The following is a 25,397-nucleotide window of genomic DNA, read 5'->3' as shown; positions in this document are numbered from 1 at the left end:
GCGGTCTGGCAGCACGTCACCGCGACCGATTCCGCCGCCTGAAAGTGAACGGCCCGAGTGTGTCCCGCAAAAGCCTGTCCCAAATAGGCTTCACCGCTATGCGTTTCGACTAACGTGACAGTGCCACCAGGCGCCCTGCCCGGTTCTCGTGGCCCGGACCAGGGGATAGCCCTGGCCCGGCGTGACCGGAGGCTGGAAGAGCGGACGGGGCTACCCTTGCGGTGGGGCGGCCTTGTCGAATCGTCTGTCTAGCAGCAGGTTGCGAGGACACCGCGGAGTGCTTCGAGAGTAGCGGGTTCGGCGCGGTAGAAGACGTTGATCCCGCGCCGCTCGGAGCTGACGAGACCGGCCTTCTTGAGTTGGCCCAGATGGTGGCTTATGGTCGCCGACGACAGGCCCACGGTGTCGGCGAGGTCGCCGGTGCTGATGTCGCCCGGGCGTGCAGCCATGAGGATCGAGATCAGCTGGATCCGGGCCGGGTCGGCGAGGGCCTTGAGGCGCAGGGCGAGTTCGAGCGCCGCGGCCTCGTCCATCACGCCGGCCGCGAGTGGGGCGCAGCAGATCGGGGCGCTGATGTCGACGACGGGGAGCGTCTTGGGCATGGCGCCAATCTACCTACTCGTTGACATATGTCAAAGTGTGGTCTAGAAACGAACCCGCACACCGATTAGATGTATGTCGAAGCCTCGGAGGTTCTCGTGTCCCGCGTCCAGCTCGCCCTCAATGTCGATGACATCGATCAGTCGATCGCGTTCTACACCAAGCTGTTCGGCACCGGCCCGGCGAAGGTCAAGCCCGGCTACGCCAACTTCGCCGTCGCCGACCCGGCGCTCAAGCTGGTTCTGTTGGAGAATCCCGGCCAAGGCGGCAGCATCAACCACCTCGGCGTCGAGGTCGACTCCAGCGACAAGGTGCACGCCGAGATCGCCCGCCTGACGCACGAGGAGCTGTTCACGGAGGAGGAGATCGGCGCCACCTGTTGCTTCGCTACCCAGGACAAGGTCTGGGTCACCGCCCCCGACGCCGAGCGCTGGGAGGTCTACACCGTCCTCGCCGACGCCGAGACCTGGGGCGGTGCACCCGCCCCGGCGACCACGACCGAGACCTCCGACGCGACGCCGGCCGCATGCTGCACCCCTGCAGCGGCGAACTGCTGCTGACACGCTCGTGATTGATGGCCGTCACCGACTTGGGTGGCCGACTCTTGTTCGGCAGATCGATTCCTGTCAATATTGATATGTGTCGAATTCGATTCCGTTGACCGATGTGACCGTACGGTGCTCACCGTTGGTCCGCGAGCCGCTGTCGGAGGGGCAGTCCGTCGACCTCGCGGCGGTGTTCAAGGCCCTGGCCGATCCGATCCGGCTGCGCCTGTTCAGCCTGATCGCCAGCCACGAGGGCGGCGAGGCATGCGTCTGTGACATCTCCCCGACGGTGGATGTCTCGCAGCCGACGATCTCGCACCACCTCAAGGTCCTCAAGACCGCCGGCCTGCTCGAGTCCGAGCGGCGCGCCTCGTGGGTGTATTACCGCGTCGTCCCCGAAGCCCTGTCCTCGCTCGCCGGGATCCTGCAGTCCGGCGACCCCGCCACTTCGATGGAGCTTCTCCCGTGACCAGCCCCGCCCCGACGACCGAGCATCAGCCGGTGGTCGGCAAGCTCTCCATCCTCGACCGGTTTCTGCCGGTGTGGATCGGCGTCGCCATGGTCGGCGGCCTGCTGCTCGGCCGCATGATCCCGGGCCTGAACACCGCGCTGGAGAAGATCCAGGTCGACGGGGTTTCCCTGCCGATCGCGCTCGGGCTGCTGATCATGATGTACCCGGTGCTGGCAAAGGTCCGCTACGACCGCCTCGACACCGTCACCGGCGACCGCAGGCTCCTCCTTGGCTCGCTCCTACTGAATTGGATGCTCGGACCTGCGCTGATGTTCGCCCTGGCGTGGATCTTCCTGCCCGACCTGCCCGAGTACCGGACCGGCCTGATCATCGTCGGCCTGGCCCGGTGCATCGCGATGGTGATCATCTGGAACGATCTCGCGTGCGGCGACCGGGAGGCCGCAGCCGTGCTCGTGGCGCTGAACTCGGTGTTCCAGGTGATCATGTTCGCGGTCCTCGGCTGGTTCTACCTCTCGATCCTCCCGGGATGGCTCGGCCTCGAACAAACCACCATCAGCACCTCGCCGTGGCAGATCGCCAAGTCCGTGCTGATCTTCCTCGGCATCCCGCTGCTGGCCGGCTACCTGTCCCGGCGGATAGGGGAGAAGACCAAGGGCCGCGATTGGTACGAGGGGAAGTTCCTCCCGCGCATCGGCCCGTGGGCCCTCTACGGGTTGCTGTTCACCATCGTCATCCTGTTCGCCCTGCAAGGGGAGCAGATCACCTCCCGCCCCTGGGACGTCGCCCGAATCGCGCTGCCGCTACTGGTGTACTTCGCCGTGATGTGGGGCGGCGGGTACCTGCTCGGCATCGCGATGGGGCTGGGGTACGAGCGCACCACGACGCTCGCGTTCACCGCCGCGGGCAACAACTTCGAGCTCGCGATCGCCGTCGCGATCGCCACCTACGGCGCCACGTCCGGGCAGGCGCTGGCCGGTGTCGTCGGCCCCCTGATCGAGGTCCCCGTTCTGGTGGCACTGGTCTACGTCTCGCTGGCCTTGCGCAAGCGTTTCCCTCGCACCTCATCTTCCACCGCCGCCGCTAGCGCGGTTCCGTCCAGGAGTGTTAACCGATGACCGACAACGAAACCCGCACGCCGAGCGTGTTGTTCGTGTGTGTCAAGAACGGCGGCAAGTCTCAGATGGCCGCAGGCCTGATGCACAAGGCCGCGGGCGATGCCGTCGAGGTGCACTCGGCCGGCACTAAGCCCGGCGCTGCGGTCAACGTGTTGTCCGCCGAGTCGCTGGCGGAGCTCGGCATCGACATCACCGGCGAGACACCCAAGCCCGTCGAGCCCGCGCTGCTCGCTCGCGTGGACCTGGTGGTCACGCTCGGCCGCGAAGCAATCGTCGACACCCCGGACGGTGTCACGCTGGTCAACTGGGACACCGACGAGCCGTCGGAGCGGGGCATCGACGGGATCGAACGGATGCGTCTCGTCCGCGACGACATCGCCGCCCGCGTCACCGCGCTGGCAGCCGAACTCACCACCCGGTAACACCCCAGGGCCCCAGGGGAACCCGAGAAGCAGGAGAGAAGTGCATCTGACGCAGTAGCCCTCCTTCAAATGTCATAATGTAGATTATCGGCATTCCGGTAGCGGCGCTGATGGCGGCATCGTCGTCATCAGGGTTCGTCGGCGCCGCGGCGCTGCTGCTGCCACCACCGTTTCCGCTCTTCGTGACACGCCCTGTGGTCCGGTCGCGTATCCGTTGCGCAATGTCCAGCATCGAGACGTTGCCGCGGGCGCATCCCAGTCTCGGCTGCGAGCATCGTTCGGTCCACCGCCGGCTCCGCCTACGGGCTGTCGGTCCGATCGCCCTGGTCCCGATCTACCTCCAGGGCAGCAACACGTTATTCCGTCACTGTGACGTATTTACGTCCGTCGACGCCCGAGTCTGTTGCCGCAGTCGGCCTGCGATCGCAGTGGCCGACGCTGACGTCGGAATACGCTTCATCGCTCGACCCCGTCCGGTCGCCGGGATATCCGCGCTCACGGTCCTCGAATCGGTACATTTCATCGTTTGCTTCAATTCATTGACAATTCGACGTGGCTATTGTCTTGATCGATCCGAACGCACCGCAATTGACGCTTCCTGGTGAGTGGCGCGGTGGTAGAGGCATCCGGCGGATCGTGTCTGTGCAGGTCAAGGCCCTTCGTCCCGGCCGCGATTCGACATTACTACGCCACAGTGTCGTATATCAATGAGGGTACAGCGGTTGCGATTAAGTCGCACCCGACTGCTGCGCAGTGTTTTCCACGGCGAACGATCATTGCAGTCGCAAGTGCATCTCTCGTACCCTTGTTGCGCGTGTCATTACGCAGTATGGAATCGGCGTGGCGGGAATCGTCGATTCATGCCACGTGAATGAGGAGGAACTGATGGGTAGGCATCGTCGAGAAGAGGCGACGCAGGCGTTTCGTGCGGATCTTTCGGCGGCGAACACCGATCAGTTCAGCCTCGTCGGATTGAGTCTCGATCGCCCGATGCCCGCGCTCGCGCGGTCCGATACGCGTCAGATGGCCATAGATTCCATATCGCGCATGATTGATTTGATTGACATGATTGATCATGCGCCAGAGCAAAGCGCTAGACGTGCCGTGCATCGCGGGTCGCTCGTCAACTTTCGTCAAATCGCCACGGCGGGATCACGTTTCGCTCGGGCTGCGGCGTCGCGGGTGCGGCATCCCGTCAGTGGTCGGCACCGTCTGGCCGCGGACGGCGGATCCGACACGCGGCCACCGACAGGAATCATTAACCATCACTGGGCGAATGACGCTATTGTTAACACCATGACCAATGATGACCTGTCAGTCCTCAAGCGCGCCCAAGAGCTGGTTCGAAAGCACGACGAAGAAGTTCGTGCGCAGAAGGTCGAGCGTGAGGGGCGCGTCCGTCAGACCGCCTCGCTGATCGCGACCTACAGCGCCGATTGCTCGCTGCGGCTGGCGGAGTTGCTCGACTTCACCGACAAGGACGGCCCCGCCGAGAAGATCAAGTGGCAGCTGTCGAGCGCCGGCGAGAAGCTGATCTCGTTCAACCCCGAGGACAACGACCTGATGGTCGACGTGCACCGGATGCCGATGCTGGTCACCGATGTCGAGGGCTACACCGTCGGCGTGCAGCACCTGCTGGGCACCGATGTGTATCTGTTCGGGCTGACCGACGGTGACGACAACTGGAGCGGCTTCGAGGACCTCGAGGGCTTCGGTCGTGCCACGCTGACGCCGGGCAACCGCTACAAGGCCGCCGAGGTCTCGCTGTCGCAGTACAACAACTGAGCAGTACTCCCCCACATTCCGCTCCCGAAGTCGAGCACGCCCGCCGCGGTGTGCTCGACTTCTTCGTCTCCCGGGGTGCCGGTGGCCGCTACTGCGCCGCACCGGCCGCTCGGGCTCGGTAGCCTGGTTCGGTCGCCGTCACGATGCCATCAGGAGAACTCATGCCCCAACCGACCCCGCACGTCGCCGACACCCACGAGATGATCCGCGTCCACGGCGCGCGTGAGAACAATCTCAAGGACGTGAGCATCGAGTTACCCAAGCGCAGGCTCACCGTCTTCACCGGCGTTTCCGGCTCCGGCAAGAGCTCCCTGGTGTTCGGGACCATAGCGGCCGAGTCGCAACGCATGATCAACGAGACCTACAGCACCTTCGTACAAGGATTCATGCCGACGCTCGCGCGCCCGGACGTGGACGTCCTCGACGGGCTGACGACGGCGATCATCGTGGGCCAGGAACGCATCGGGTCCGATCCGCGCTCGACCGTCGGTACCGCAACGGACGCCAATGCCATGCTCCGGATCCTCTTCAGCCGCCTCGGGACCCCGCACATCGGCTCCCCACAGGCCTTCTCGTTCAACGTCGCCTCCGTGAGCGGCGCCGGCGCGGTCACCATCGAGAAGGGTGGCCGGCAGGTGAAGGAGAAGCGCACCTTCCAGCTCGTGGGCGGCATGTGCCCGCGGTGCGAGGGGCGCGGCAATGTCAGCGACATCGACCTCACAGCCCTCTACGACGACACGAAATCGCTCGACGACGGCCCGTTCACAATCCCCGGCTACAGCATGGACGGCTGGCAGGGCCGCATCTACCGCGGCAGCGGCTTCTTCGACACCGCCAAACCGATCGCCGCGTACACGAAGCGCGAGCTGAACGACCTGCTCTACAAGGAGCCCTCCAAGATCAAGGTCGAGGGGATCAACCTCACCTACGAGGGCATCATCCCCAAGATCCAGAAGTCCTTCCTGTCCAAGGACGTCGACGCCATGCAGCCGCACGTGCGGGCCTTCGTCGAGCGCGCGGTGACCTTCGCCGTCTGCCCTGAGTGCGACGGTACGCGGTTGTCCGACCTGGCCCGATCCTCGAAGATCAACGGCGCGTCGATCGCCGACTGCTGCGCCATGCAGATCAACGAGCTCGCCGGGTGGCTCCGCGGGGTGCAGGAGCCGTCGGTCGCACCGCTCCTGGAGAACCTGCAATTCACCCTCGACTCGTTCGTCGAGATCGGGCTCGGCTACCTCTCACTGGACCGGCCCGCGGGCACGCTGTCGGGCGGCGAGGCGCAGCGCACCAAGATGATCCGGCACCTGGGCAGCTCGCTCACCGACATCACCTACGTGTTCGACGAGCCCACGATCGGGCTCCACCCGCACGACATCGCCCGGATGAACGACCTGCTGCTCCGTCTCCGGGACAAGGGCAACACCGTCCTCGTCGTCGAACACAAACCCGAGGCCATCGCGATCGCCGACCACGTCGTGGACCTCGGCCCCCGCGCGGGCACCGCCGGGGGCGAGATCGTCTTCGAGGGCACCGTCGAGGGGCTGCGGAAGGCCGACACGCTCACCGGACGCCACCTCGACGACCGCGCGCGGCTCAAGGACGCTGTGCGGGCACCGTCGGGCGTACTCGAGGTGCGGGGCGCGAACGAGCACAACCTCCGCGAGGTCGATGTCGACGTACCGCTCGGCGTGCTCGTGGTGATCACCGGGGTCGCGGGTTCGGGGAAGAGCTCACTGATCCACGGCTCGATCAGCCCGCGCGAGGGCGTGGTCACCGTCGACCAGACGCCGATCAAGGGCAGTCGGCGGAGCAACCCCGCCACCTACACGGGCCTGCTCGACCACATCCGCAAGGCCTTCGCCAAGGCGAACGGCGTCAAGCCCGCCCTGTTCAGCGCGAACTCCGAGGGGGCGTGCCCCGCCTGCAACGGCGCGGGGGTGATCTACACCGATCTCGGGATCATGGCGGGGGTGTCCACCACGTGCGAGGAATGCGAGGGCAGGCGTTTCCAGGCGGCCGTGCTCGAATACCACCTGGGCGGCAAGGACATCAGCGAGGTGCTCGCGACGCCCGTCGCGGAGGCGCTCGTCTTCTTCGGCGAGGGCGAGGCGAAGATCGCTGCCGCACACAGGATCCTGGGGTACCTCAGCGATGTCGGTCTCGGCTACGTCAGCCTCGGCCAGCCCCTCACGACCCTCTCGGGCGGTGAGCGACAGCGCCTCAAGCTCGCCACCCACATGGGCGACAAGGGCGGGGTCCTCGTGCTCGACGAGCCCACCACCGGCCTGCACCTCGCCGACGTCGAGCAACTCCTGGGCCTGCTCGACCGGCTCGTCGACGCGGGCAAGTCGGTGATCGTCATCGAGCACCATCAGGCGGTGATGGCGCACGGCGACTGGATCATCGACATCGGGCCCGGCGCCGGGCACGACGGCGGACGCGTCGTGTTCGAGGGCGTCCCGTCGGATCTCGTTGCGGGACGGACATCCCTGACCGGAGAGCACCTTGCCACGTACATCGGGGACTGAGGTCCGGTTCGACGGTCCGCTGACAGCGACCGCTCAGCGGGTTCGCATACGATCGGTGCGTGGCTACCACTGAGAACCGTCGCACCACCGGAATCCTGCTGCTCGTCACCGGAGCGCTGGGCCTGCTGGCCTCGGTGACCCTGGCGATCGACAAGATCAAGATCCTGCAGGACCCGAACTTCAAGCCCGGGTGCAGCATCGACCCGACGATCTCCTGTGGGTCGGTGATGCAGTCGTGGCAGGGCTCGCTGTTCGGATTCCCGAACCCGCTGATCGGCATCGCGGCGTTCTCGGTGGTGATCGTGGCCGGTGTCCTCGCGCTCGGCGGTGTGGCACTCCCCCGCTGGTTCTGGGCCGGGCTCGCGCTCGGCTCCACCGCGGGCATCGCGCTGATCGTGTTCCTGATCTACTCGAGCCTGTTCAGGATCCACGCGCTGTGCCTGTGGTGCATGCTCGTCTGGTCGATCATGCCGATCGTGCTCGCGACCTCGGTCGCGGCCGCCCTGGGGCCGAGGGCGACGCAGTCCGTCAAGCAGGGACTCGCCGCCCTCGTACTGCTCTGGTATATCGTCGTGCTCACCCTGATCGGCGTGCAGTTCTGGGACTACTGGAGCACGAAGTTCTAGCTCAGTTCCAGGTGTCCTCGAGCATGCGCGGCTTGCACGCCTGGTAACCGCCGACGCCGAGCACCACGAGGCAGGCGGCCAGCAGCAGGAAGGGCGCCGTCCAGCCGTGCGTCGCCTCGTGCAGCAGGCCGAAGCCGAGCGGGCCGACGCACGCGGCGAGGTAGCCCACCCCCTGCATGAATCCCGACAGCGACGCCGATCCGGCTCCGGTGCGAGTCCGCAGGTTCACCAGGGTCAGGGCCATGGGGAAGGTGGTGGGGCCGAGGCCGGCCGCGACCACCCACAACCAGGTCAGTGTCATCGGCGCGAAGAGCAGGCCGAGGTAGCCCACGACGAAGCAGCCGATGAACACGATCACCAGCGGGAACGGGTTCTTCATCCGGATGCACAGGCCGGGGGTCACCAGGGTCGCCACGAAGCCGACGCCCGAGAACAGCGCGACCATGTTGCCGCCGAGAGCGGCGCTGCCGCCCGCGTCCGAGAGGATCGTCGGGATCCACGTGAACATCGCGTAGGTGTTCAGCGAGGTCATGCCGAACATCGCGGCCGCCCCCCAGGCCAGCGGCGAACGCCAGATCCGGCCGCTGGGCCGATCGGTCGGCTCCGCGGTGACGTCCTGGACGTCGTGGCCCCGGCGCGCGAGGACGATACCCAGCCAGGGCAGGAATGCCGCGATCGGGATGATCGCCCAGATCGCGAGTGAGACGCGCCAGCCGTGGGCGTCCGCGACCGGGACGGCGGTCAGCGCGGGCACCATCGTGCCGAGCTGGACGCAGGTGAGGTACGCAGTGCTCAGCGCGGCGACCTTGTCGGAGAAGTAGCGCTTGACCAGCGGCGGCAGGACGACATTGCCGACGCCCATGCCGATCAGGGCGAGGCACGAGAACAGCAGCAGCCCGAGCGTGCCGCCCATCATGGACCGCACACCGATGCCGATCGCAGTCGCCGTCACGGCCACCAGGGTGGTTCGCTCGAGGCCGATCCGGCTGGTGAGGAACGGGGTCACGATCCCCGCCGCCGCGAACATCGCGGTGGGAAGCATGCCGAAGACGCCGATGATCGACGCGCCGAAATGCAGGTCCTCGCTGATCTGCGTGAGCAACGGTGTCAACGACGTGACTGCGGTGCGGAGCGTTGTTGCGAACAGGATGATCGCAAGCAGTACGAGGATCCGCCCCTGCTGCACGGATCGCACCGTGTTGTGCTCGGCGTCCTGAGCCTCGGTCGCGATGCTGGTCATTCGCCCTCCTTGTGGTCCTTGAAATCATAGGATGAATGGACCTATATCGGCAAGGCGGCAATCGGCGGATAGGATGACTGTGATGCAACCGGTACGTAGGCAGACCTTGATAGCCCAGGTCACAGAACAGCTCCGTGGCGAGATCGCCAGCGGACGGTGGCCCGTGGGCGGTCGCATACCCACCGAGACCGAACTGCGCGAGCTCACGGGCACTGCGCGTAACACCGTGAGGGAGGCCGTCCAGGCGCTGGTTCACGCCGGGATGCTGGAGCGGCGTCAGGGTTCGGGCACCTACGTGCTGTCGGCCTGCGCCACCTCGACGCTCGGTGACTACTTCTCCGCCGCGCGCGACACGGATCTGATCGAGCTTCGCGAGGCGCTCGAGGTGACCGCCGCCGGCTTGGCGGCGGAACGCCGTGATGAGGACGACGTGGTCGAGTTGCGCCGACTGCTCGAGGAGCGCAACCGCCTGTGGGCGCCCGATCAAGTGGACCCGGGCGCGGAGCGGTCGGCGATCGTCGCCGACCTCGCGATGCACCGCGGTGTGGTCGCAGCCAGCCACAACGCGATCTATCTCGAGTTCTACGACTCCCTCGTGCCGATACTCCAGGAGCATCTGCAGGAGTTCCACGTGGGCGCCGCGACCTCGTACGAGTGCGCGCACATCGCGGTCATCGATGCGGTCGCCGCTGGGGACGCGCCCGCGGCCCGGGCCGCGGCGCGCGAACTGCTCGCTGAGGTACGGCTCCGCCAACGCTGAGCCGTACCCGTACCCCTCTGGGGTATGCTGCCAGCGTGCGGACGATGCGGACCGGGACGGCGGCGATGGCCTTCGCCGTGGTGCTCGGCTTCGCGGTCCTTCTCATGCATCACGGCATGACCTCGCTCGGCCCGGCGGCGATGCCGGGCATGGCGCACGGCTCGTCGCACGGTCCCGCTGAAGTCGACGTTCTCGCGGGACCGTCCGACCATCACCCGGCGGTCGGGAAGCAGACCGTCGACGCCGTGCACGATCACCACGCGCACGAATGCGCCGGCGTCGTCGTCGCGCACAAGGCCCTTGGGGCGCCGTCCCTCGTCGCGGTACTCCCCCTGTTCGACGGTGCGCTCGACACCGGTCCGGTGGACCGTGCCGCCGTTGCGCGCGGTCCCCCGCCGTGGACGGTTCTCGACCTCTCACAACTCTGCCTGCTCCGCGTCTGATGGACGCCCGCGCGCGGCCCCGTCGCGGCGCGATCACGCGACCCATCAACACCAGCACGAGCAGATTCGAGGAATCACCATGACCACCAACCGCATTCGTATCGCCACCGTCCTGTCCGCGGTCGCCGCCGGCGCCACCCTCCTCGCCGCGTGCGGCACCGACACGTCGTCGGGCAGTGCCGCGACGAGCTCGGGCCAGGCGGGCGCCGCGGCTCACGCCGGCCATGGCGGCGGGCCCGCATCGTCGAGCGCCCCGGTGAACGCCACCTTCAACGACTCCGATGTCGAGTTCGCGACGATGATGTACCCGCATCACGCCCAGGCCGTCGACATGGCCAAGATGGTCGACGGCAAGGGTGCACGACCCGAGGTCGTCGCGCTCGCGGCCGAGATTCAGCAGGCGCAGCAACCCGAGATGGACGCCTTCACCCGCCTGCTCGCCGAGTGGGGCAAGCCCGCGCCGAGCACGTCCATGGAGCACGCCATGGGCGGGATGATGACCGCCGACCAGATGCAGAAGCTGGGCAGCCTCCGCGGTGCCGCCTTCGACCGGGAGTGGCTGACGATGATGATCGCCCACCACAAGGGTGCGATCACGATGGCCGACGCCGAGATCGCGAACGGAGTGAACCCCGAGAGCCGGAAGATCGCCGAGGCCATCAAGGCCGGTCAGCAGGCCGAGATCGCGCGCATGGAGAAGCTCCTGTAGTCCGATCGGAGGAAATTCTCGGCCCGGTCGGGGCGAAATGTTTCCTGTCGCGTCAGAAAACGTGCACAATCATCACGTAGTGGTACACCTCAGTACTTGTTACTTGATGAAAGTGAATGATCATGGCGTCCAGACACAGGCGCCCCGCAGCGAAGCCCATGGCTCTCGGTGCTGCGGGAGCCGGACTCGTCGGTGCACTCGTCCTGACCGGCCCCGCCCCGGCGGCGTTGTTCAATGCCGTCGCGAACACGCTGATCGTTGTGGGTGGGAACAGTGACCCCACCAGTCAGGTCGAATGGGACAGGATCCGCGGTTCCTATACCGGTACCGCGAATCCTGTCCTGATCAGCTACCCCGCCGATGTCGGCGTGGGCTTTCCCGGGCTGCCGTCGCTGAGCCTGGCCGGTCGGGACACGTATGCAGGATCCGTCGACAAGGGTTCAACGACCACTGCGAAGGCGATCGCCGACGGGCGAGCCGACGGTGGAGACGTCACGGTGTACGCGCTCTCGCTCGGCACGGACGTCGTGGGCATCGCCCTGGTCAAGGCCGGACCGAAGAAGGCCACCGACGGGTCCCTGACGGTCGTCGAGCACGGCGGCCCCAGCTTCGTCAACTCCGGCATCTGGAACCTGGTGCCGCCCTTCATTCCCGGCCTCCGCAACGGCCCCGTCAAGCAGGGGCCGGCGAGTTCCGGCGCCGAGGTCACGAGCATCTGCATCAAGGGAGATTCCATCTGCGGGCTCGGGACGAATCCGATCACCGCCGCGTTCTACTTCCTCCCGGGCTTCGACCTGCACGGCAAGGACTACACCGCCGCGAAGATCGGCAAGTACTCCCCCACGACCGGTGTGGCGTACACCCCGGGTGCCAGCGGCGAGAAGCCGAAGTCCTCCGTCCCCACCACGATCAACGGGCACCCCGGGACGATCGACACCTACGAGGACGGCACGGTCAAGAAGACCTGGGTCGAGGACGGCACGACGTGGGTCGTCATCGATACCGGGCAGAACCCCTGGGGACGTCTGCTCCGCGAGAACGGGATCAAGGTGCCGATGTCCTTCGACGCCTTCCTCAACCGGTCGATGCCCGTCCCCGAGCCGGGCGCCCCGGGCCCGCTCACGCGCCCGGCTCTGCTGGCCGACCTGATCGCCGCCGTGCCCACCCCGCCGACGGTGACGGCGGACCCGTCGGGCCCGCGGACGGCGCGACACGCCATCGACACTCCCGGCACGATCCCGCTGACCACGATGCTCGATCAGGGGGGCGCGGGAAGCGGCTCGACAGTGCTCCCGTCGTCCGTGCAGAAGCCGGTGGCGCCCGCGCCCGCGCAGGAGCCGGTGGTTTCCGCGGCCGCCAAGCAGGAGCCGGTGAAGTCCGAACCGCTGCCCGCGCAGACCGAGGTCGAGAACGATCAGCGGGACGAGCCGGTGACCGGGACCTCGGACGAGCAGCCCACGCGGTCGACGGTCAACGAGCCCGCCCCGGTCGATCCGGTCGACCCTCCGGTCACCCCGGCGTCCGAGGCCGGCGCGGCACCGTCGGGGACCGACCAGGCGCGCACGACCACCGTCGAGCCGGCGGAATCCGCTGCGACTCCTGAGGTCCGCGACGCCGCTTAGCCGAAGACCTCGCCGTAGAGCGCGGCGATCTCGGCGGCGTCGGGCACCCGCGGGTTGTTGTCCGGGGAGCCCGACGCCAGGGCCTGCTCGGCCATGAGGGGCGTCAGGTCGTCCCACCGCGCCCGATCGATGCCGTACTCGCGCGGCGTGGGCACCGCGAGGTCGGTGCAGAGCTGCTCGACGGCCCCGACGAGGGCGCGCGCGAGCGCTTCGTCGGAGTCGCCGGACAGGCCGTAGGCGCGGGCGCAGTCCGCATAGCGCGACGGCGCCGATCCGACGGAGAAGCGCATCACCGCGGGCAGCAGCATCGCGTTCGAGAGTCCGTGCGCCACATGGAAATGCGCGCCGATCGGCCTGCTCATGCCGTGCACCAGCGCAACCGAGCTGTTGGAGAATGCGACGCCCGCCTGGGTGGCCGCGAGCATCATGGCCTCGCGCGTGGCGCGGTCGGCACCGTCGGCGTACACGGCCCGGATGTTCCTCGAGATCGTCGAGATCGCGGTGAGGGCGAAGCCGTCGGCGAACGGATTGGCCCTGCGGCTGACGTACGCCTCGATCGCGTGAGTGAGGGCGTCCACGCCGGTGTCGGCGGTGAGGCGCGCGGGCATCGACAGCGTGAGCTCGTAGTCGACGATCGCGGCGATCGGCAGGAAGGCCGGGCCGGGGCACAGCATCTTCTCGTCCGTCGCGCCGTCGGTGATGATGCTGAACTGGGTGGCCTCGCTGCCACTTCCGGCGGTCGTCGGGATCGCGATCACCGGCAGGGCGGGTCCGACGGTGACCGTGGGCGCCTTGTAGTCCCGCATCGCGCCGCCGCCGACGGCGAGCACGGCGAGCGCCTTCGCGGTGTCGAGCGGACTGCCGCCGCCCAGGCCGATCACGCAGTCGGCGTCGTGCTCCCGGACCACGGCGAGGCCGGGTTCGAGTGACTCGGTCGTCGGGTCCGGCACCGTCCCGTCGAAGACCGCCACCGCGCATCCCGCGTCCGTGAGTGCGGACACCAACCGCCCGACGGTGCCCTGACCGGCCAGGAAGGCGTCCGTCACCACCACGGGCCGCGCGAATCCGAGGTCCCGGACCAGAGCGCCGGATTCGGCGAGGGCACCCCCTCCGACGACGAGCCGGCGGGGAAGGCCTATCTGCGCTGCAGTCATCCCTCGAACGTACCTAGACTCTTTCTCATGGTTGAGCAGATCGGCGAAGGCACACACGAATTCGAACCGCACCACGACTCGGTCGGGGATCGGCTGAACTGGCTCCGCGCGGGCGTCCTCGGGGCGAACGACGGCCTGATCTCGACCGCGGGCATCGTCATCGGCGTGGCCGCCGCGACCGGCGACTCATCGGCGATCCTCACCGCGGGCATCGCGGGGCTCACCGCCGGCGCCGTCTCGATGGCGCTGGGCGAGTACGTGTCCGTGAGCACGCAGCGCGACACCGAGGTGGCGCTCATCGCCAAGGAACGCGCGGAACTGCGCGAGATGCCCGACGACGAGCTCGCCGAACTCGAGGGGATCTACCGCGCCAAGGGACTGTCGCCGGACACCGCGCGCCGCGTCGCCGAGGAGCTGACCGCGCACGACCCGCTGCAGGCGCACCTCGATGCGGAACTGGGCATCGACGAGGACAACCTGACCAGCCCGATCGCGGCGGCGGTCTCGTCCGCGATCTCGTTCAGCCTGGGTGCCGCGATCCCCATCCTGGCCTCGCTGGTCCACGCGCAGCGCATCCTCGCGATCGTGCTCGCGGTCCTCGTCGGCCTCGCGCTCACCGGATACGTCTCCGCGCGCCTCGGCGACGCCGATGTGCGCCGCGCGACCGCCCGGGTGGTGATCGGCGGGCTCATCGCCATGGCCGTGACCTACGCCGTGGGTAAGCTCCTCGGCACCAGCGGAATCGCCTAGGAGGCCCATCGTGATCGCTCGCTTCGGACAGCTCTCGCCCCGCATCGCCGAGTCCGCGTGGGTCGCGGACTCCGCCACGGTGATCGGTGACGTCGAGCTCGCCGACGGCGTGGGGGTGTTCTACAGCGCGGTGATCCGGGGCGACATGGCCACGATCTCGGTGGGACGGGACAGCAACGTGCAGGACGGCGTCATCATGCACGCCGACCCGGGCCTGCCGCTCACCGTCGGCGAGCGGGTCTCGATCGGCCACAACGCGGTTCTGCACGGCTGCACCGTCGGCGATGACGTACTCGTCGGCATGGGCGCGACCGTGCTCAACGGCGCGGTGATCGGTGCGGGCAGCCTCATCGCCGCCAATGCGCTCGTCCCACAGGGCATGGAAGTCCCGCCCGGCTCCATGGTCGCGGGCGTCCCCGCGAAGGTCCGACGGGAGCTCAGCGATGCGGAGCGTGCGGGCATCAGCGCGAACGGCGGCGCCTATGTCGAGCTGACCAAGGCGCACGCGCGCGAGGCCGGCGCGATCTGACGGTCCGGGCGGCTACACGCCCGCCCAGACCATGGTCGCGCCGGAGTGTCCGGCGGCGATCACGCCCCAGATGCACGCGGCCACCGCCAGCGTCGAGAGCACGCCGAGCACGGGCGCTCCGACGCGGGAGGACAGCACCGTCGCCCCCGAGAACCGTGCGGCGACCGCCGGGCTCGATCCGGCCCACACCAGCACCGCGACCACGAGCAGGCCCAGCGACCACAGGAAGGTCGCGGTGCCCTGTGTGGAGTGCTCATGGATCTGCGAGCGCATCCCCTCCATCGAGGGTCGCTTCTCCAGTTTCTCGCCCGATTCCTTGGCGAGGTAGCAAGCCCCGGCCGCGACCAGCGCGAACACCGGCAGACCGACGCCCAGCCGGGCACGGGCGGCGGGCCACCACGCGGCGAGGAGCAGCGCGAGGGCGGCCAGGGGAAGCAGGACCACGGCGCCGTGGACCAACAGTGGATGACTGGGAATTCCCGCGATCTCTGTGAGCACCTCGTCATGCTGGCAGAATCGACGGCGTGATGCAGCCTACTGAGCCACGCTCATGTCCCTCACGGCGCGCCGTCCTGGCGGCACTTCCCGGAATCGCGATTCTGCCGGTCGCGGTGGCCTGTGGAACGTCGTCGAACACCGGGGACACATCGTCGGGGTCGGCCCCGGAGACCAAGGCGGCCACCGGGAACGGCGCCGCCAAGGTCGGCGTCGACCAGGTCCCGGTCGGCAACGCCGTCGTCATCGCGGGCGCCAAGCCCTACGTCGTCGCCCAGCCGACCGACGGAGTCTTCGTGGCCTTCGACGCGTCCTGCACGCACCGCGGCACGACGGTCACCGCGAGCGAGGGGCTGACGCTGGACTGCCCGGCCCACGGCAGCAGGTTCGACGGTGCCACCGGTGCCGTCGAGAAGGGGCCCGCGGCCTCGCCGCTCGCCGCGGTGCCGGTTCGTCGGGAGGGTGATCAGCTGCTGGTCGGGTGATAGATCTGGACCGTGAAGCTACCGCGGGGTAGCATTGCCGACAACCGTTATTGACTCGGTCTCAGTAGGCAGCCGCTACGGGGCCGTCACGACTGAAACGAGGTGGCTCCCGTGGCCAATCCCGAGGCGATCTACAAGGACGTGCTCATCGTCGGTGCCGGGCTCGCCGGCATCGACACGGCGTACCGCGTCTCCAACGAGGTGCCGCAGTTCAGCTACGCGATCCTCGAACAGCGCGCCGAGATGGGCGGCACCTGGGACCTGTTCAAGTACCCGGGCATCCGCTCCGACTCCGACATCTTCAGCCTGAGCTACCCGTTCCTCCCCTGGAAGGGCACCAACCGCCTCGCGAGCGGACCCGAGATCAAGGCGTACATCGAAGAGGCCGCCGCGAAGTTCGGCATCGACAAGAACATCAGCTTCAAGACCAAGGTCGGCACCGTCGACTTCGATTCGCGCACCGACCTGTGGACCGTCACCGCCGACCGCGACGGCGAGCAGGTCGTGTACACGTCGCGGTTCCTCGTCGCCTGCACCGGCTACTACAACTACGACGCCGGCTACGAGCCGCCCTTCCCCGGGATCGACACCTTCCAGGGCCGGGTCGTTCACCCGCAGCACTGGCCCGAGGATCTGGACTACACCGGCAAGAAGGTCGTGGTCATCGGCTCCGGCGCCACGGCCATCACCCTCATCCCCTCGATGGCCGACGACGTCGAGCACATCACCATGCTGCAGCGCTCCCCCACCTACGTGCTGCCGGTCCCCAACGCCGACCCGCTGACGATGTTCGGCGCGAAGGTGCTGCCCGCGGCCGTCTCGCACAACATCACGCGCAATGTCAACGCCGTGATCAACGTGGGCCAGTACGTGCTGGCTCGGTCGTTCCCGAAGACCTCGCGCAAGTTCCTGCGCAAGCTCAACCAGAGCCTGCTGCCCGAGGGCTACGACGTCGACGTGCACTTCAAGCCCAAGTACGAGCCGTGGGACCAGCGCCTGTGCGTCGTGCCGAACGGCGATCTGTTCAAGACGATCCGCGACGGTAAAGCCGAGGTCGTCACCGACACGATCGACACCTTCACCGAGAAGGGCATCCGCCTGGCGTCGGGTCGCGAGCTCGAGGCGGACATCGTCATCACGGCGACCGGCCTGCAGTTGCTCGCGTTCGGCGGGGTCGAGGTCAATGTCGACGGGGCGCCGATCAAGCCCAACGACAAGTTCGCGTTCGGCGGCTACATGCTCGAGGGCGTGCCGAACTTCGCCTTCATCATCGGCTACACGAACAACTCGTGGACGCTGCGCGCCGACATCTCGGCCCGTGGCATCGCGCGTCTGCTCAGCCACATGGTCACCAAGGGCTACACGCACGTCGAGCCCGAGGTCGGCGGTCAGGTGCTCACCGAGCACCCCGCTCTCGACCTCAGCTCCGGCTACGTGCAGCGCTCGCCCGATGCGATGCCGAAGGCCGCCACCGAGCAGCCGTGGATGATCCGGCACAACTTCGTGCTGGACTCCATCGACTTCCGCCGCTCGCGGGTGGATGCGCCCGAGCTGAAGTTCGGCACCGCCCCGGCCCCGTCGACGGCCGGCGTCTAACCGCGCCTCGAACGAGAAGAACCCGCCCCTCCCGGGGCGGGTTCTTCGTCTCTCCGGACGCTCAGGAGCCGGGGGTGTACGTGCCACCCACGGTGTTGCGCACCACGATCGGCGAGCCGATCGGGAAGTTGTCGTAGAAGTACTTGCCGTTGGCGGTGCTCACGTTGAGGCAGCCGTGGCTGGCGTTGGACACGCCCTGCTGGTTCACCGACCACGGGGCGGCGTGCACGAAGATGCCGCTCCAGGACATGCGCGTGGCGTACTCGACGTAGGTGCGGTAACCCTCCGGCGAGTCGACCGGGACACCGTACGTGGACGAGTCCATGTACATGTCGCGGAGCTTCTCCATCGTGTAGTACGTGCCGTTCGGCGTGGGGTGCTTGTCGGTCCCCATCGACGTGGGCATCGTCTTGACGACCTCACCGTTGTGCCAGATGGTGATCTGCTTGGTGTTGTCGTCCGCGAGCGCGACCCAGCCCGTCTTCGTGGCGACCGGCGGTGCCGGGTTCGCGGCGGCCGGCTCCGTGGTGGACGCACTGCTCGTCGAATCGCCCGAGGGCTTGGGCTTCGGCTTCGTCGGCGTCGGGGCCGCGCCTGCGGCGGCCGTGGCAGCGGTGGCCGCGACGAGCGCTGCGGCGGCGCCGGCGCCGAGACGGGCGAACCCGCGGCGCGAGACGCCATGGGCGCCCGGATGGCGGTCAGTCATCGTTGTTCCTCCTGCGGTATCAAGCCTTGCGCACGATTCTACGGGTTCCTACGCCCTGGTGAAGAAATCCCTGAACCGGAGCTGAGGATCACACCGCCCGCATTCAGTGCCCAGTGGACCACGAAACCCGGCCACCACCTGCGCGTTCGCCGGGCGAAGGCGTCCAGGACCGCGCCGAACGCCGACGTGACGACGATTGTCGGAAATATGGGGTCGCGCGCCGCCCGTGCTGCCCCGACGTGCCACAGTCCGAAGGTCAACGGGCCCGCGACGGAGCCCGCGGGCCGTCCGAACGCCGCCTCCCATGCGGGCGTCAGGGCGCCGCGGAAGAGGAGCTCCTCGGGCAGCACGGTGCCGAGCGGAATGTCCACGAACGCCCACTTCACCCGGTTCGACGGTGCCTCCCTCGCCACAGGCTCGACCAGCGCGAGCCCGCCGCCGGCCAGCACGGCCCCGACGGCGACTCCCGGCACCGTCGGAACGGCGGACCGGGCCAGCGCCGCGTCGGCGAGGCAGAACGCGAGCGTGGCCGCGGAGCGCGCGTCGCGGCCCCAGCCGTACCTGCGTGCCAGCCGCGGCAGAGCCGCATTGGACCAGGCGACGGCGGCGCCGGAGGCCAGGACCGCCGCCCCGCGGGCACTCACTGCATCGAGATCCACGAGCCCAGCGACTGGTACAGGCTCGCCGAGAACGGAAGGTCCGAACCGTACCGCGCGGGATCGCGCGAGGTGTCCTCCTGGAGCGCATGGCTGACGCCGCGCAGCCGCACGTAGTTCGCGTGCGTGCCGGTCATCACGTCGGCGAGGTCCTGGACCGTACCGCAGTCCACCGCGATGTCGGCGTCGGAGCAGGAGATGATGTTGTGCTTCTGGGGAGGCAGGGCCGTCGCGGTCTGCAACGGGTCCGGCGCACCGGCGGGCAGGTTCCCCAGGACGGGCTCGATGAGGCCGATCGGTACCGCGCCGCGCCCCGTCCGACCGGATCCCAGCGCGAGCGCGAGCGGTGCCGCGGTGCCGTGTCCCACGGCGAGCAGGCGGTCGTCGCCCAGGCCCGCCTTGTCGGCGAGCGCGGTCAGGGCCTTGCCCGCGCGGTCCAGCTGCTGGGCGTAGTCCGGCACGGTCGACGGCGCACCGTCGAACCGCAGTGACGCGACGCCGAGCTGGGCGAGCATCACCGACAGCTCCCGGGCGGCCACCTGCCCCGCCTTGTCGGGCCCGGACAGGATGAGGGCGGCGCGCAGCCGTCCCGGCGAGCTGGGCGCGACGTAGACGGCGGCGCCGGCGTCGACCGGCACCTGGACCGTGGACTCGCTCCAGTCGGCGGGCAGCGCGGCGGGGGCGGGCGGCGCCGGCGGCAGGGAGACGACGGGCGTGGCCGCGTCCGTGGAGCAGGCGCCGACGGCGAGCAGCACCGCCGCGATCACCGCGGCGATCCGGATCCGGGCGGGGGTCATCGACTGCCTCTCGTTCGTCGTGCGTATCCGTACGTCGCGCCCGTCAGCGCAGGCGCTCCGCCGCGCGCGCGGTCTGCACGAGCCGGTCCGCGAGCTCGGCCAGTTCGTCCATCGGGGCGCCCTCGGCGATCGCGGTCCGCACGTCCTCCGCGGCGCATCTCACCTCGAACATACGCTCCCCCACCGCCTCCGCCTCGTCCGCGGTGAGCACCACGGAATCCTCGGGCAGCGCCGTCCCGGCGAGCGTCAGGCGGGACTCGTAGGCGCGCTGCCGGCACGACCGGCGGCAGTACTTGCGGGTTCGGCCCGGCCCCTCGGAGACGACCTCGCGGCCGCACCAGGCGCAGGCCGCGGACCTGCGGCGGCGGGAGGTGCTCATAGGACTTCACTCCGGTAGTCTGGGAATGTTCGGCGTAGGCCAGATGTTGGGAGAAGCATGGCAGATCGAGTTCTACGGGGCAGCCGCCTGGGTGCGGTGAGCTATGAGACGGATCGGGACCACGACCTCGCTCCGCGCCGCATCGCGCGGTACCGCACCGACAACGGTGAGGAGTTCGACGTTCCGTTCGCGGACGATGCGGAGCTCCCCGGTACCTGGCTGTGCAAGAACGGCCTCGAGGGCACCCTGATCGACGGCGTGGCGCCGGAGGAGAAGAAGGCGAAGCCGCCGCGCACCCACTGGGACATGCTGCTCGAGCGGCGTTCCGAGGGTGAGCTGGAGGAGCTGCTCAAGGAGCGGCTGGACCTGCTCAAGGCGCGTCGCGGTAAGTAACCGCGAGACCCATCGCACGACAAACGGACGGCCCCGGAAATGATCCGGGGCCGTCCGTTCGTGTTGTCCGTCGAGGGTGACGGACGCGCTACCTGCCGAGCAGGCGCTGCAGCTTGCGCTTGCGCGCCCGGTAGCCCCACTTGGGCACCAGGGTCGCGGCCTCCTTGACGATGGAGCCGCTCATCTTGGATTCGCCGATGACGCGCTCGGTGAAGGTGATGGGCACCTCGACCACGGTGAACCCGGCCTGCACCGCACGCCAGGTGAGGTCGATCTGGAAGCTGTAGCCGAGCGACTCGATCTCGTCGAGCCCGAGCCCGAGCAGGGTCTCGCGGCGGAAGGCCTTGTAGCCGCCGGTGATGTCCCGGATGCGGGTGCCGAGGATCACCTGGCTGTAGACATTGCCGCCGCGCGAGATCAATTGGCGCGACAGCGGCCAGTTCACAGTCTTGCCGCCGCGCACGTACCGCGAACCGATCACCAGGTCGGCCCCGGCGTCGATCGCGGCGAGATGCCGTTCCAACTGCTCGGGGGCGTGCGAACCGTCGGCGTCCATCTCCACGATCACGCGGTAGTCGCGCTCGAGGGCCCACCGGAATCCGGCGATGTACGCGCCGCCGAGACCGTTCTTCTCGGCGCGGTGCAGGACGTGGATCCGCGGGTCCTCGGCGGCCAGCGAGTCGGCGAGGTCGCCGGTCCCGTCGGGGCTGTTGTCGTCGACCACGAGCACGTCGACCTCGGGCTGCGCCTTGTGCAGCCGGCCCACGATGAGCGGCAGATTCTCCAGCTCGTTGTACGTGGGGATGATCACCAGCGTCTTCGACGACGGCGCTGACGGCTCGCTCATGCAGGTTCCTCGGTCCGGTTCAGGGGCGTGTATCGGAGTCCATCGTGCCTTATCGCGATCGCGATACCGCACAGGGTGGCCAGGAGCAGCACGACCTCACCCCAATCCCCGAGTCGGGCCGCGGGCGTGAGGCCGTCGCGCAGCCGGATCGACTCGACGAGGTGGTCGGCCGTCCAGATGCTCGTCTGCCTCGTCACCTCGCCGTCCGGGCGGACCAGGGCGCTGACTCCGGTGGTGGCGGCGACCACGACATCGCGGTCGAGCTCGACGGCGCGCACCCGCGACATGCCCAGCTGCTGGTAGGTCATCCCGGTGCGCCCGAAGGTCGCGTTGTTCGTGGGGACGGTCAGGACCTGGGCCCCGTTCCGGACGGAACCCCGCAGCGCCCGGTCGAAGGCGACCTCGTAGCAGGTGGCCACGCCGAGCGGCACACCGTTCGGGTGCACCACGCCGGTGCCGGTGCCCGGCGTGAAATCGTTCGCGAGGTCCACGTAGTCGCTGAAGAGACGGAAGAAGCCGCGCATCGGCATGGTCTCGCCGAAGGGCTGCAGGATCGCCTTGTCGTGCCGCTCCAGGGCTCCGCTCGGGCCGATCAGGATCATGCTGTTGTAGTACGTGCCGTCACCCTCGTAGTGCACGGTGCCGACGAGGATCGGGGCACGCACCTCGGCGGCCGCCGCGGCCAGCCGTGCCGCGACCCCCGGGTCGCGTTCGGGCGAGACATCGGAGCTGTTCTCCGGCCAGATCACCACATCGGGCTGCTTCTGCCTGCCCTCCCGCACCTCGGTCGCGAGGCGGTGGGTCTCGGCCAGATGGTTGGTCAGTACGGCCTCGCGCTGGGTCGCGACGTCCCAGCGCTGCTCGGGCACGTTCCCCTGGATCGCCGCGATGGTCACGGTCCGCCCGTCCGACGGTGCGCCCACGAAGGGCCAGGCGGCCGCCGCGGCAATTCCGGTCAGGGCCACGGCGGCGGCGGGCAGCAGAAAGGCCCGACGGTCCGCCCGCCGCACCGCCGCGACGCCCGCGGCGGCCAGCGCCGCGCCGATCAACGCGACCGCGAAGGAGAGCCCGGGCGTTCCGACGTACCGGGCGAGGGAGAGCAGCGGACCGTCGGCCTGACTGAACGCGAGCCGCCCCCACGGGAAGCCCCCGAACGGGAAGGACGCGCGCGCCCACTCGGCGACGGAGAACGCCGCGGCGACCCACACGGGGCCGCCCGGGACGCGCGCCACGCGAGTGGCGACGAGGCCGAACGCACCGTAGTAGAGCGCGCAGGTGATGCCCAGCCCGATCCACGGCAGCGCGCCGACCATCGAATCGATCCACTTGAGCAGTGGTACGAACAGGCCGACGCCGGCGAGGAAGCCGTATCCGAAGCCGCCGCGCAGTGTGGGCCGCTCGCGGGTGATGAGGACGGCGACCAGGGCCGCGACGCCGAGGGGCGCGAGCCACCACAGCCCGGCGGGCGGGAAGGCGAAGTACAGGGCGACGCCGGCGAGCAGGCTCACGCCCGCGCGGACCAGGGGTTTCACGCCGCGAACACCGTCCGGCCGTCGATCACGGTGCGCAGGCAGCGCGGCAGGCGCGCGCCCGGCGCGAGGTCCGGCAGCGGCGCGACCCCCGCGCGCGGATCCGTCGACCAGCGCTGCACGGCGTCCGACGGTGCCCGGACCACCAGGTCGTCTGCGTCCCACACGGCGAAGGTCGCGGGCGCGCCCGGTACGAGCGTGCCGGCCACACCGTCGCGCACGCCTCCGGCCCGCCACGCGCCGCGGGTCGCTGCGGCGAAGGCGGCGCGGGGCGAGACGGCGCTGCCGGGCGTGTGGTGCTGCGTCGCGGCGCGGAGCGTTGCCCATGGGTCGAGGGGGGTGACGGGCGAATCCGACGAGAACGCGAGCGGCACCGCGTTCTTGGCGAGCAGCGCGAAATCGTTGAGGGTCGCGGCGCGCTCGGCGCCGAGGCGCCGGGCGTACATGCCGTCCGTGCCGCCCCAGAGCGCGTCGAACTGCGGCTGCATCGAGGCGTTCACGCCCCAGTCGCCGAGCTTGCGCGCCTCGTCGGCCGAGACCATCTCGGCGTGCTCGACGCGGTGCCCGCAGGACGCGACGCGCGGCCCGCCGAAGACGTCGACCGCAGCCTCGAACGCGGCGACCACCCGCGCGACGGCGGCGTCACCGATGGCGTGGAACCCGGCCTGGATCCGGGCCTCCGTGCAGGCCAGGACGTGCGCGGTCACGCTCTCCTGGTCGAGGTACGCCACGCCCGTCGACGGTGCGTCCGCGTAGGGCCGGTGCAGCAGCGCCGTGCGGCTGCCGAGCGAGCCGTCCACGAACAGGTCGCCGGCGAGGCCGTCGGCCCCGGTGCGGGCGAGGATCTCCCGGGCGTGGTCGGCGTCGCCCGCGGCCTCGCCCCAGTAGCGCCGGACCAGGACGCCGTGGTCGAGGCCGGTCAGGAGCGCCAGGTCGCGCTCCCCCGCGATGTCCGGTCCGCCACACTCGTGGACGGCGGCGATCCCGGCTGCGGCGGCCGCGTCGAGGGCGGTGCGGTGGGCCGCGGTGATCTGCGCGTCGGTCAGCGCCGCGATCGCCGCGGCGCGCACGGCGTGGTGGGCGGCGGCGGTGAGCGGACCGTCGGGCGAATAGCCCTCGCGGTCCGGCAGATCCGGGACCAGGGCCCGCAGCGCTGTGCTGGCCTGGGCGGAGTGCTCGTCGACGCGCGCGGCGTAGACCACGCGGTGCTCGTCGAGGTCGGTGCGCTGCAGCGGGCGCTCCCAGACGGTGTCGTCCCAGCCCCGGGCGAGCACGGTCTCCCCGGGGGCCGCGGCGAGTGCGGCCCGGACGGAGTCGAGGCCGCCGGTCAGGTCGGGGCCGGTCAGCGCGAGCCCGGTTGCGCTGAGGTGGACGTGCGTGTCCACGAACGCGGGGGCGACGAAGGCGCCGTCGAGGGGGGTGAGCGGCAGGTCGGGGTGCAATGCGCGGGCGGCGCGATCCTCCCCGATCCAGGTGATGACGCCGTTCTCCACCGCGATCGCGGTGGCCGAGGTGGACGTGGGCGTGTAGATCCGCCCGCCGACGAGCAGTTCGGTGGTCACGGAGGACCAGTCTGCTACGCGGGCGGCAGTTCGCGGAATCCGGGCCGGGGGCCGGGGCCGGCCGGGCCGGTCACGTCGACGATCGGGCCGGTGGCGCGCGCCGGGCCGGACACCACGTCACCGTCGACGACGGTGCCGTAGCCGCGGGGCTGCCCGGCGAGCACGGTGATCAGGCCGGAATCCTCGACGAACGAGGCGACCCGCTTGGCGCCGACATAGGCGACGGCGGGGCGGACGAGCGCGCGGACCGGCTTGACCAGCAGGAGCAGGCCGAGTGCGGTGCTGACGACGCCGGGCACGGCGAGGAGGAAGACCGCGGCCGCGAGGATCGCGGTGTCCATCAGCGCGGGCCCGGCGGAGCGCTGACCGTCGAGCGCCTCCCCCAGGTCGCGCAGTACGCCCGCGGCGGTGCGCCGCAGCATGAGTACACCGATGGCCGTGGCGGCGATCATCACCAGCAGGGCCCAGCCGAAATTCAGCCAGGCCACCAGCCCGGCGAACGCCGCGATCTCCACGACGATGTAGGTCAGGAACGCGAAGAGCTTCATGCTCGGACAACGGGCGGAGGTGTCCGAAAGTTCCCCGCCTCCCCGAATCGAACACCGTTATGGAGGGAGAACCTGCAGGTCGAGTTCTCCATAACGGTGTTCAA

At 69.2% G+C, this 25,397-nt stretch carries 28 protein-coding genes; 16 read left to right on the top strand and 12 right to left on the bottom strand.

Annotated elements, in window-relative coordinates; translation table 11 throughout:
* Positions 1 to 248: 248 nt before the first annotated feature.
* Positions 249 to 602: an Rv2640c family ArsR-like transcriptional regulator gene (locus HF999_RS19670; RefSeq protein ID WP_168547511.1), complete on the bottom strand. Its 354-nt coding sequence runs from the start codon at positions 600 to 602 to the stop codon at positions 249 to 251.
* Positions 603 to 698: 96 nt separating this feature from the next.
* On the opposite strand from HF999_RS19670, the gene HF999_RS19665 reads away from it, so the two are divergent.
* The 7 genes from HF999_RS19665 (at position 699) to HF999_RS19635 (ending at position 8,093) form a co-directional block, all read left to right on the top strand.
* Complete coding sequence (locus HF999_RS19665) at positions 699 to 1,160, top strand: ArsI/CadI family heavy metal resistance metalloenzyme (protein WP_168547510.1); 462 nt, start codon at positions 699 to 701, stop codon at positions 1,158 to 1,160.
* Positions 1,161 to 1,239: 79 nt separating this feature from the next.
* Positions 1,240 to 1,614 (top strand): ArsR/SmtB family transcription factor, encoded by a 375-nt coding sequence (locus HF999_RS19660; protein ID WP_168547509.1) that lies wholly within the window; start codon positions 1,240 to 1,242, stop codon positions 1,612 to 1,614.
* Positions 1,611 to 2,732: an ACR3 family arsenite efflux transporter gene (gene arsB, locus HF999_RS19655; protein ID WP_168547508.1), complete on the top strand. Its 1,122-nt coding sequence runs from the start codon at positions 1,611 to 1,613 to the stop codon at positions 2,730 to 2,732. The genes HF999_RS19660 and arsB overlap by 4 nt, the downstream gene beginning before the upstream one ends.
* Entirely contained in the window at positions 2,729 to 3,154 is a 426-nt protein-coding gene (locus tag HF999_RS19650) for an arsenate-mycothiol transferase ArsC (protein WP_168547507.1), read from the top strand. The genes arsB and HF999_RS19650 overlap by 4 nt, the downstream gene beginning before the upstream one ends.
* 840 nt (positions 3,155 to 3,994) lie before the next feature.
* Positions 3,995 to 4,939 (top strand): hypothetical protein, encoded by a 945-nt coding sequence (locus HF999_RS19645; protein ID WP_168547506.1) that lies wholly within the window; start codon positions 3,995 to 3,997, stop codon positions 4,937 to 4,939.
* Positions 4,940 to 5,100: 161 nt separating this feature from the next.
* Complete coding sequence (locus HF999_RS19640; protein WP_210733977.1) at positions 5,101 to 7,467, top strand: ATP-binding cassette domain-containing protein; 2,367 nt, start codon at positions 5,101 to 5,103, stop codon at positions 7,465 to 7,467.
* A gap of 59 nt (positions 7,468 to 7,526) precedes the next feature.
* A complete protein-coding gene (locus HF999_RS19635) occupies positions 7,527 to 8,093 on the top strand; it encodes a vitamin K epoxide reductase family protein (RefSeq protein ID WP_168547504.1) in 567 nt (188 codons plus the stop codon).
* 1 nt (position 8,094) lies between these two features.
* On the opposite strand, the gene HF999_RS19630 is transcribed toward HF999_RS19635, so the two are convergent.
* The gene (locus HF999_RS19630; RefSeq protein ID WP_168547503.1) at positions 8,095 to 9,333 is read right to left on the bottom strand and encodes a CynX/NimT family MFS transporter; all 1,239 of its coding nucleotides are present in this window, start codon (positions 9,331 to 9,333) and stop codon (positions 8,095 to 8,097) included.
* Between the two features lie 82 nt (positions 9,334 to 9,415).
* Here HF999_RS19630 and HF999_RS19625 point away from each other — a divergent pair, with 82 nt between their 5' ends.
* The 4 genes from HF999_RS19625 to HF999_RS19610 all read left to right on the top strand — a co-directional run bounded on the left by HF999_RS19625 (position 9,416) and on the right by HF999_RS19610 (position 12,867).
* Positions 9,416 to 10,093 carry a FadR/GntR family transcriptional regulator gene (locus tag HF999_RS19625; RefSeq protein WP_168547502.1) on the top strand — a complete coding sequence of 226 codons (678 nt, stop codon included), beginning with the start codon at positions 9,416 to 9,418 and terminating at the stop codon, positions 10,091 to 10,093.
* A 35-nt stretch (positions 10,094 to 10,128) separates the two neighbouring features.
* Complete coding sequence (locus HF999_RS19620) at positions 10,129 to 10,536, top strand: hypothetical protein (RefSeq protein ID WP_168547501.1); 408 nt, start codon at positions 10,129 to 10,131, stop codon at positions 10,534 to 10,536.
* Between the two features lie 79 nt (positions 10,537 to 10,615).
* Positions 10,616 to 11,245 (top strand): DUF305 domain-containing protein, encoded by a 630-nt coding sequence (locus HF999_RS19615; RefSeq protein WP_168547500.1) that lies wholly within the window; start codon positions 10,616 to 10,618, stop codon positions 11,243 to 11,245.
* 158 nt (positions 11,246 to 11,403) lie between these two features.
* Positions 11,404 to 12,867: an alpha/beta hydrolase family protein gene (locus tag HF999_RS19610; protein WP_168547499.1), complete on the top strand. Its 1,464-nt coding sequence runs from the start codon at positions 11,404 to 11,406 to the stop codon at positions 12,865 to 12,867.
* Here HF999_RS19610 and HF999_RS19605 read toward each other — a convergent pair.
* The gene (locus HF999_RS19605) at positions 12,864 to 14,021 is read right to left on the bottom strand and encodes an iron-containing alcohol dehydrogenase (RefSeq protein ID WP_168547498.1); all 1,158 of its coding nucleotides are present in this window, start codon (positions 14,019 to 14,021) and stop codon (positions 12,864 to 12,866) included. The two genes, HF999_RS19610 and HF999_RS19605, sit on opposite strands and share 4 nt — an antisense overlap.
* A gap of 27 nt (positions 14,022 to 14,048) precedes the next feature.
* On the opposite strand from HF999_RS19605, the gene HF999_RS19600 reads away from it, so the two are divergent.
* A complete protein-coding gene (locus tag HF999_RS19600) occupies positions 14,049 to 14,771 on the top strand; it encodes a VIT1/CCC1 transporter family protein (RefSeq protein WP_168547497.1) in 723 nt (240 codons plus the stop codon).
* Between the two features lie 10 nt (positions 14,772 to 14,781).
* Positions 14,782 to 15,300 carry a gamma carbonic anhydrase family protein gene (locus HF999_RS19595; protein WP_168547496.1) on the top strand — a complete coding sequence of 173 codons (519 nt, stop codon included), beginning with the start codon at positions 14,782 to 14,784 and terminating at the stop codon, positions 15,298 to 15,300.
* Between the two features lie 12 nt (positions 15,301 to 15,312).
* Here HF999_RS19595 and HF999_RS19590 read toward each other — a convergent pair whose 3' ends face one another.
* Complete coding sequence (locus HF999_RS19590; RefSeq protein WP_168547495.1) at positions 15,313 to 15,798, bottom strand: DUF2231 domain-containing protein; 486 nt, start codon at positions 15,796 to 15,798, stop codon at positions 15,313 to 15,315.
* Between the two features lie 113 nt (positions 15,799 to 15,911).
* On the opposite strand from HF999_RS19590, the gene HF999_RS19585 reads away from it, so the two are divergent.
* Complete coding sequence (locus tag HF999_RS19585; RefSeq protein WP_168547494.1) at positions 15,912 to 16,280, top strand: QcrA and Rieske domain-containing protein; 369 nt, start codon at positions 15,912 to 15,914, stop codon at positions 16,278 to 16,280.
* Between the two features lie 111 nt (positions 16,281 to 16,391).
* Entirely contained in the window at positions 16,392 to 17,876 is a 1,485-nt protein-coding gene (locus HF999_RS19580) for a flavin-containing monooxygenase (protein ID WP_168547493.1), read from the top strand.
* 61 nt (positions 17,877 to 17,937) lie between these two features.
* Here the strand turns inward: HF999_RS19580 and HF999_RS19575 are convergent, their stop codons facing one another.
* Genes HF999_RS19575 through HF999_RS19560 form a run of 4 tightly spaced genes read right to left on the bottom strand, consistent with a single transcriptional unit; the run spans position 17,938 to position 20,414 of the window.
* Complete coding sequence (locus tag HF999_RS19575) at positions 17,938 to 18,582, bottom strand: L,D-transpeptidase (RefSeq protein WP_168547492.1); 645 nt, start codon at positions 18,580 to 18,582, stop codon at positions 17,938 to 17,940.
* Positions 18,583 to 18,620: 38 nt separating this feature from the next.
* A complete protein-coding gene (locus HF999_RS23090) occupies positions 18,621 to 19,241 on the bottom strand; it encodes a CPBP family intramembrane glutamic endopeptidase (protein WP_168547491.1) in 621 nt (206 codons plus the stop codon).
* The gene (locus tag HF999_RS19565) at positions 19,223 to 20,035 is read right to left on the bottom strand and encodes a hypothetical protein (protein WP_168547490.1); all 813 of its coding nucleotides are present in this window, start codon (positions 20,033 to 20,035) and stop codon (positions 19,223 to 19,225) included. The genes HF999_RS23090 and HF999_RS19565 overlap by 19 nt, the downstream gene beginning before the upstream one ends.
* 43 nt (positions 20,036 to 20,078) lie before the next feature.
* Positions 20,079 to 20,414 carry a hypothetical protein gene (locus tag HF999_RS19560; protein ID WP_168547489.1) on the bottom strand — a complete coding sequence of 112 codons (336 nt, stop codon included), beginning with the start codon at positions 20,412 to 20,414 and terminating at the stop codon, positions 20,079 to 20,081.
* 57 nt (positions 20,415 to 20,471) lie between these two features.
* Between HF999_RS19560 and HF999_RS19555 the strand changes: the two genes are divergently transcribed.
* Positions 20,472 to 20,807 (top strand): RNA polymerase-binding protein RbpA, encoded by a 336-nt coding sequence (locus HF999_RS19555; RefSeq protein ID WP_068569673.1) that lies wholly within the window; start codon positions 20,472 to 20,474, stop codon positions 20,805 to 20,807.
* 88 nt (positions 20,808 to 20,895) lie between these two features.
* Here the strand turns inward: HF999_RS19555 and HF999_RS19550 are convergent, their stop codons facing one another.
* The 4 genes from HF999_RS19550 to HF999_RS19540 are packed head-to-tail and all read right to left on the bottom strand — an operon-like array spanning position 20,896 to position 25,293.
* Positions 20,896 to 21,654 carry a polyprenol monophosphomannose synthase gene (locus tag HF999_RS19550; RefSeq protein ID WP_168547488.1) on the bottom strand — a complete coding sequence of 253 codons (759 nt, stop codon included), beginning with the start codon at positions 21,652 to 21,654 and terminating at the stop codon, positions 20,896 to 20,898.
* The gene (lnt, locus tag HF999_RS19545; protein ID WP_312854210.1) at positions 21,651 to 23,186 is read right to left on the bottom strand and encodes an apolipoprotein N-acyltransferase; all 1,536 of its coding nucleotides are present in this window, start codon (positions 23,184 to 23,186) and stop codon (positions 21,651 to 21,653) included. Before lnt ends, HF999_RS19550 begins: the two co-directional genes overlap by 4 nt.
* Entirely contained in the window at positions 23,183 to 24,745 is a 1,563-nt protein-coding gene (locus HF999_RS22695) for an amidohydrolase (RefSeq protein WP_312854209.1), read from the bottom strand. Before HF999_RS22695 ends, lnt begins: the two co-directional genes overlap by 4 nt.
* Positions 24,746 to 24,759: 14 nt before the next feature.
* Positions 24,760 to 25,293 carry an FxsA family protein gene (locus HF999_RS19540; RefSeq protein WP_168547486.1) on the bottom strand — a complete coding sequence of 178 codons (534 nt, stop codon included), beginning with the start codon at positions 25,291 to 25,293 and terminating at the stop codon, positions 24,760 to 24,762.
* Between the last annotated feature and the right edge of the window lie 104 nt (positions 25,294 to 25,397).

The sequence above is a fragment of the Tsukamurella spumae genome (genome assembly GCF_012396015.1).
Taxonomy (GTDB): domain Bacteria; phylum Actinomycetota; class Actinomycetes; order Mycobacteriales; family Mycobacteriaceae; genus Tsukamurella; species Tsukamurella spumae.
Note: the sequence above shows the minus strand (reverse complement) of the source record. Positions and strands in the feature narration are given on the sequence as shown.

Bases quoted from the DNA above. Each gene is read 5' to 3' on its own strand.
- HF999_RS19670 (WP_168547511.1), bottom strand. From the start codon at position 602: ATGCCCAAGACGCTCCCCGTCGTCGACATCAGCGCCCCGATCTGCTGC.
- HF999_RS19650 (WP_168547507.1), top strand. From the start codon at position 2,729: ATGACCGACAACGAAACCCGCACGCCGAGCGTGTTGTTCGTGTGTGTC.
- HF999_RS19640 (WP_210733977.1), top strand. From the start codon at position 5,101: ATGCCCCAACCGACCCCGCACGTCGCCGACACCCACGAGATGATCCGC.
- HF999_RS19630 (WP_168547503.1), bottom strand. From the start codon at position 9,333: ATGACCAGCATCGCGACCGAGGCTCAGGACGCCGAGCACAACACGGTG.
- HF999_RS19625 (WP_168547502.1), top strand. From the start codon at position 9,416: ATGCAACCGGTACGTAGGCAGACCTTGATAGCCCAGGTCACAGAACAG.
- HF999_RS19615 (WP_168547500.1), top strand. From the start codon at position 10,616: ATGACCACCAACCGCATTCGTATCGCCACCGTCCTGTCCGCGGTCGCC.
- HF999_RS19610 (WP_168547499.1), top strand. From the start codon at position 11,404: ATGGCTCTCGGTGCTGCGGGAGCCGGACTCGTCGGTGCACTCGTCCTG.
- HF999_RS19605 (WP_168547498.1), bottom strand. From the start codon at position 14,021: ATGACTGCAGCGCAGATAGGCCTTCCCCGCCGGCTCGTCGTCGGAGGG.
- HF999_RS19600 (WP_168547497.1), top strand. From the start codon at position 14,049: ATGGTTGAGCAGATCGGCGAAGGCACACACGAATTCGAACCGCACCAC.
- HF999_RS19575 (WP_168547492.1), bottom strand. From the start codon at position 18,582: ATGACTGACCGCCATCCGGGCGCCCATGGCGTCTCGCGCCGCGGGTTC.
- HF999_RS19565 (WP_168547490.1), bottom strand. From the start codon at position 20,035: ATGACCCCCGCCCGGATCCGGATCGCCGCGGTGATCGCGGCGGTGCTG.
- HF999_RS19560 (WP_168547489.1), bottom strand. From the start codon at position 20,414: ATGAGCACCTCCCGCCGCCGCAGGTCCGCGGCCTGCGCCTGGTGCGGC.
- HF999_RS19555 (WP_068569673.1), top strand. From the start codon at position 20,472: ATGGCAGATCGAGTTCTACGGGGCAGCCGCCTGGGTGCGGTGAGCTAT.
- HF999_RS19550 (WP_168547488.1), bottom strand. From the start codon at position 21,654: ATGAGCGAGCCGTCAGCGCCGTCGTCGAAGACGCTGGTGATCATCCCC.
- HF999_RS19540 (WP_168547486.1), bottom strand. From the start codon at position 25,293: ATGAAGCTCTTCGCGTTCCTGACCTACATCGTCGTGGAGATCGCGGCG.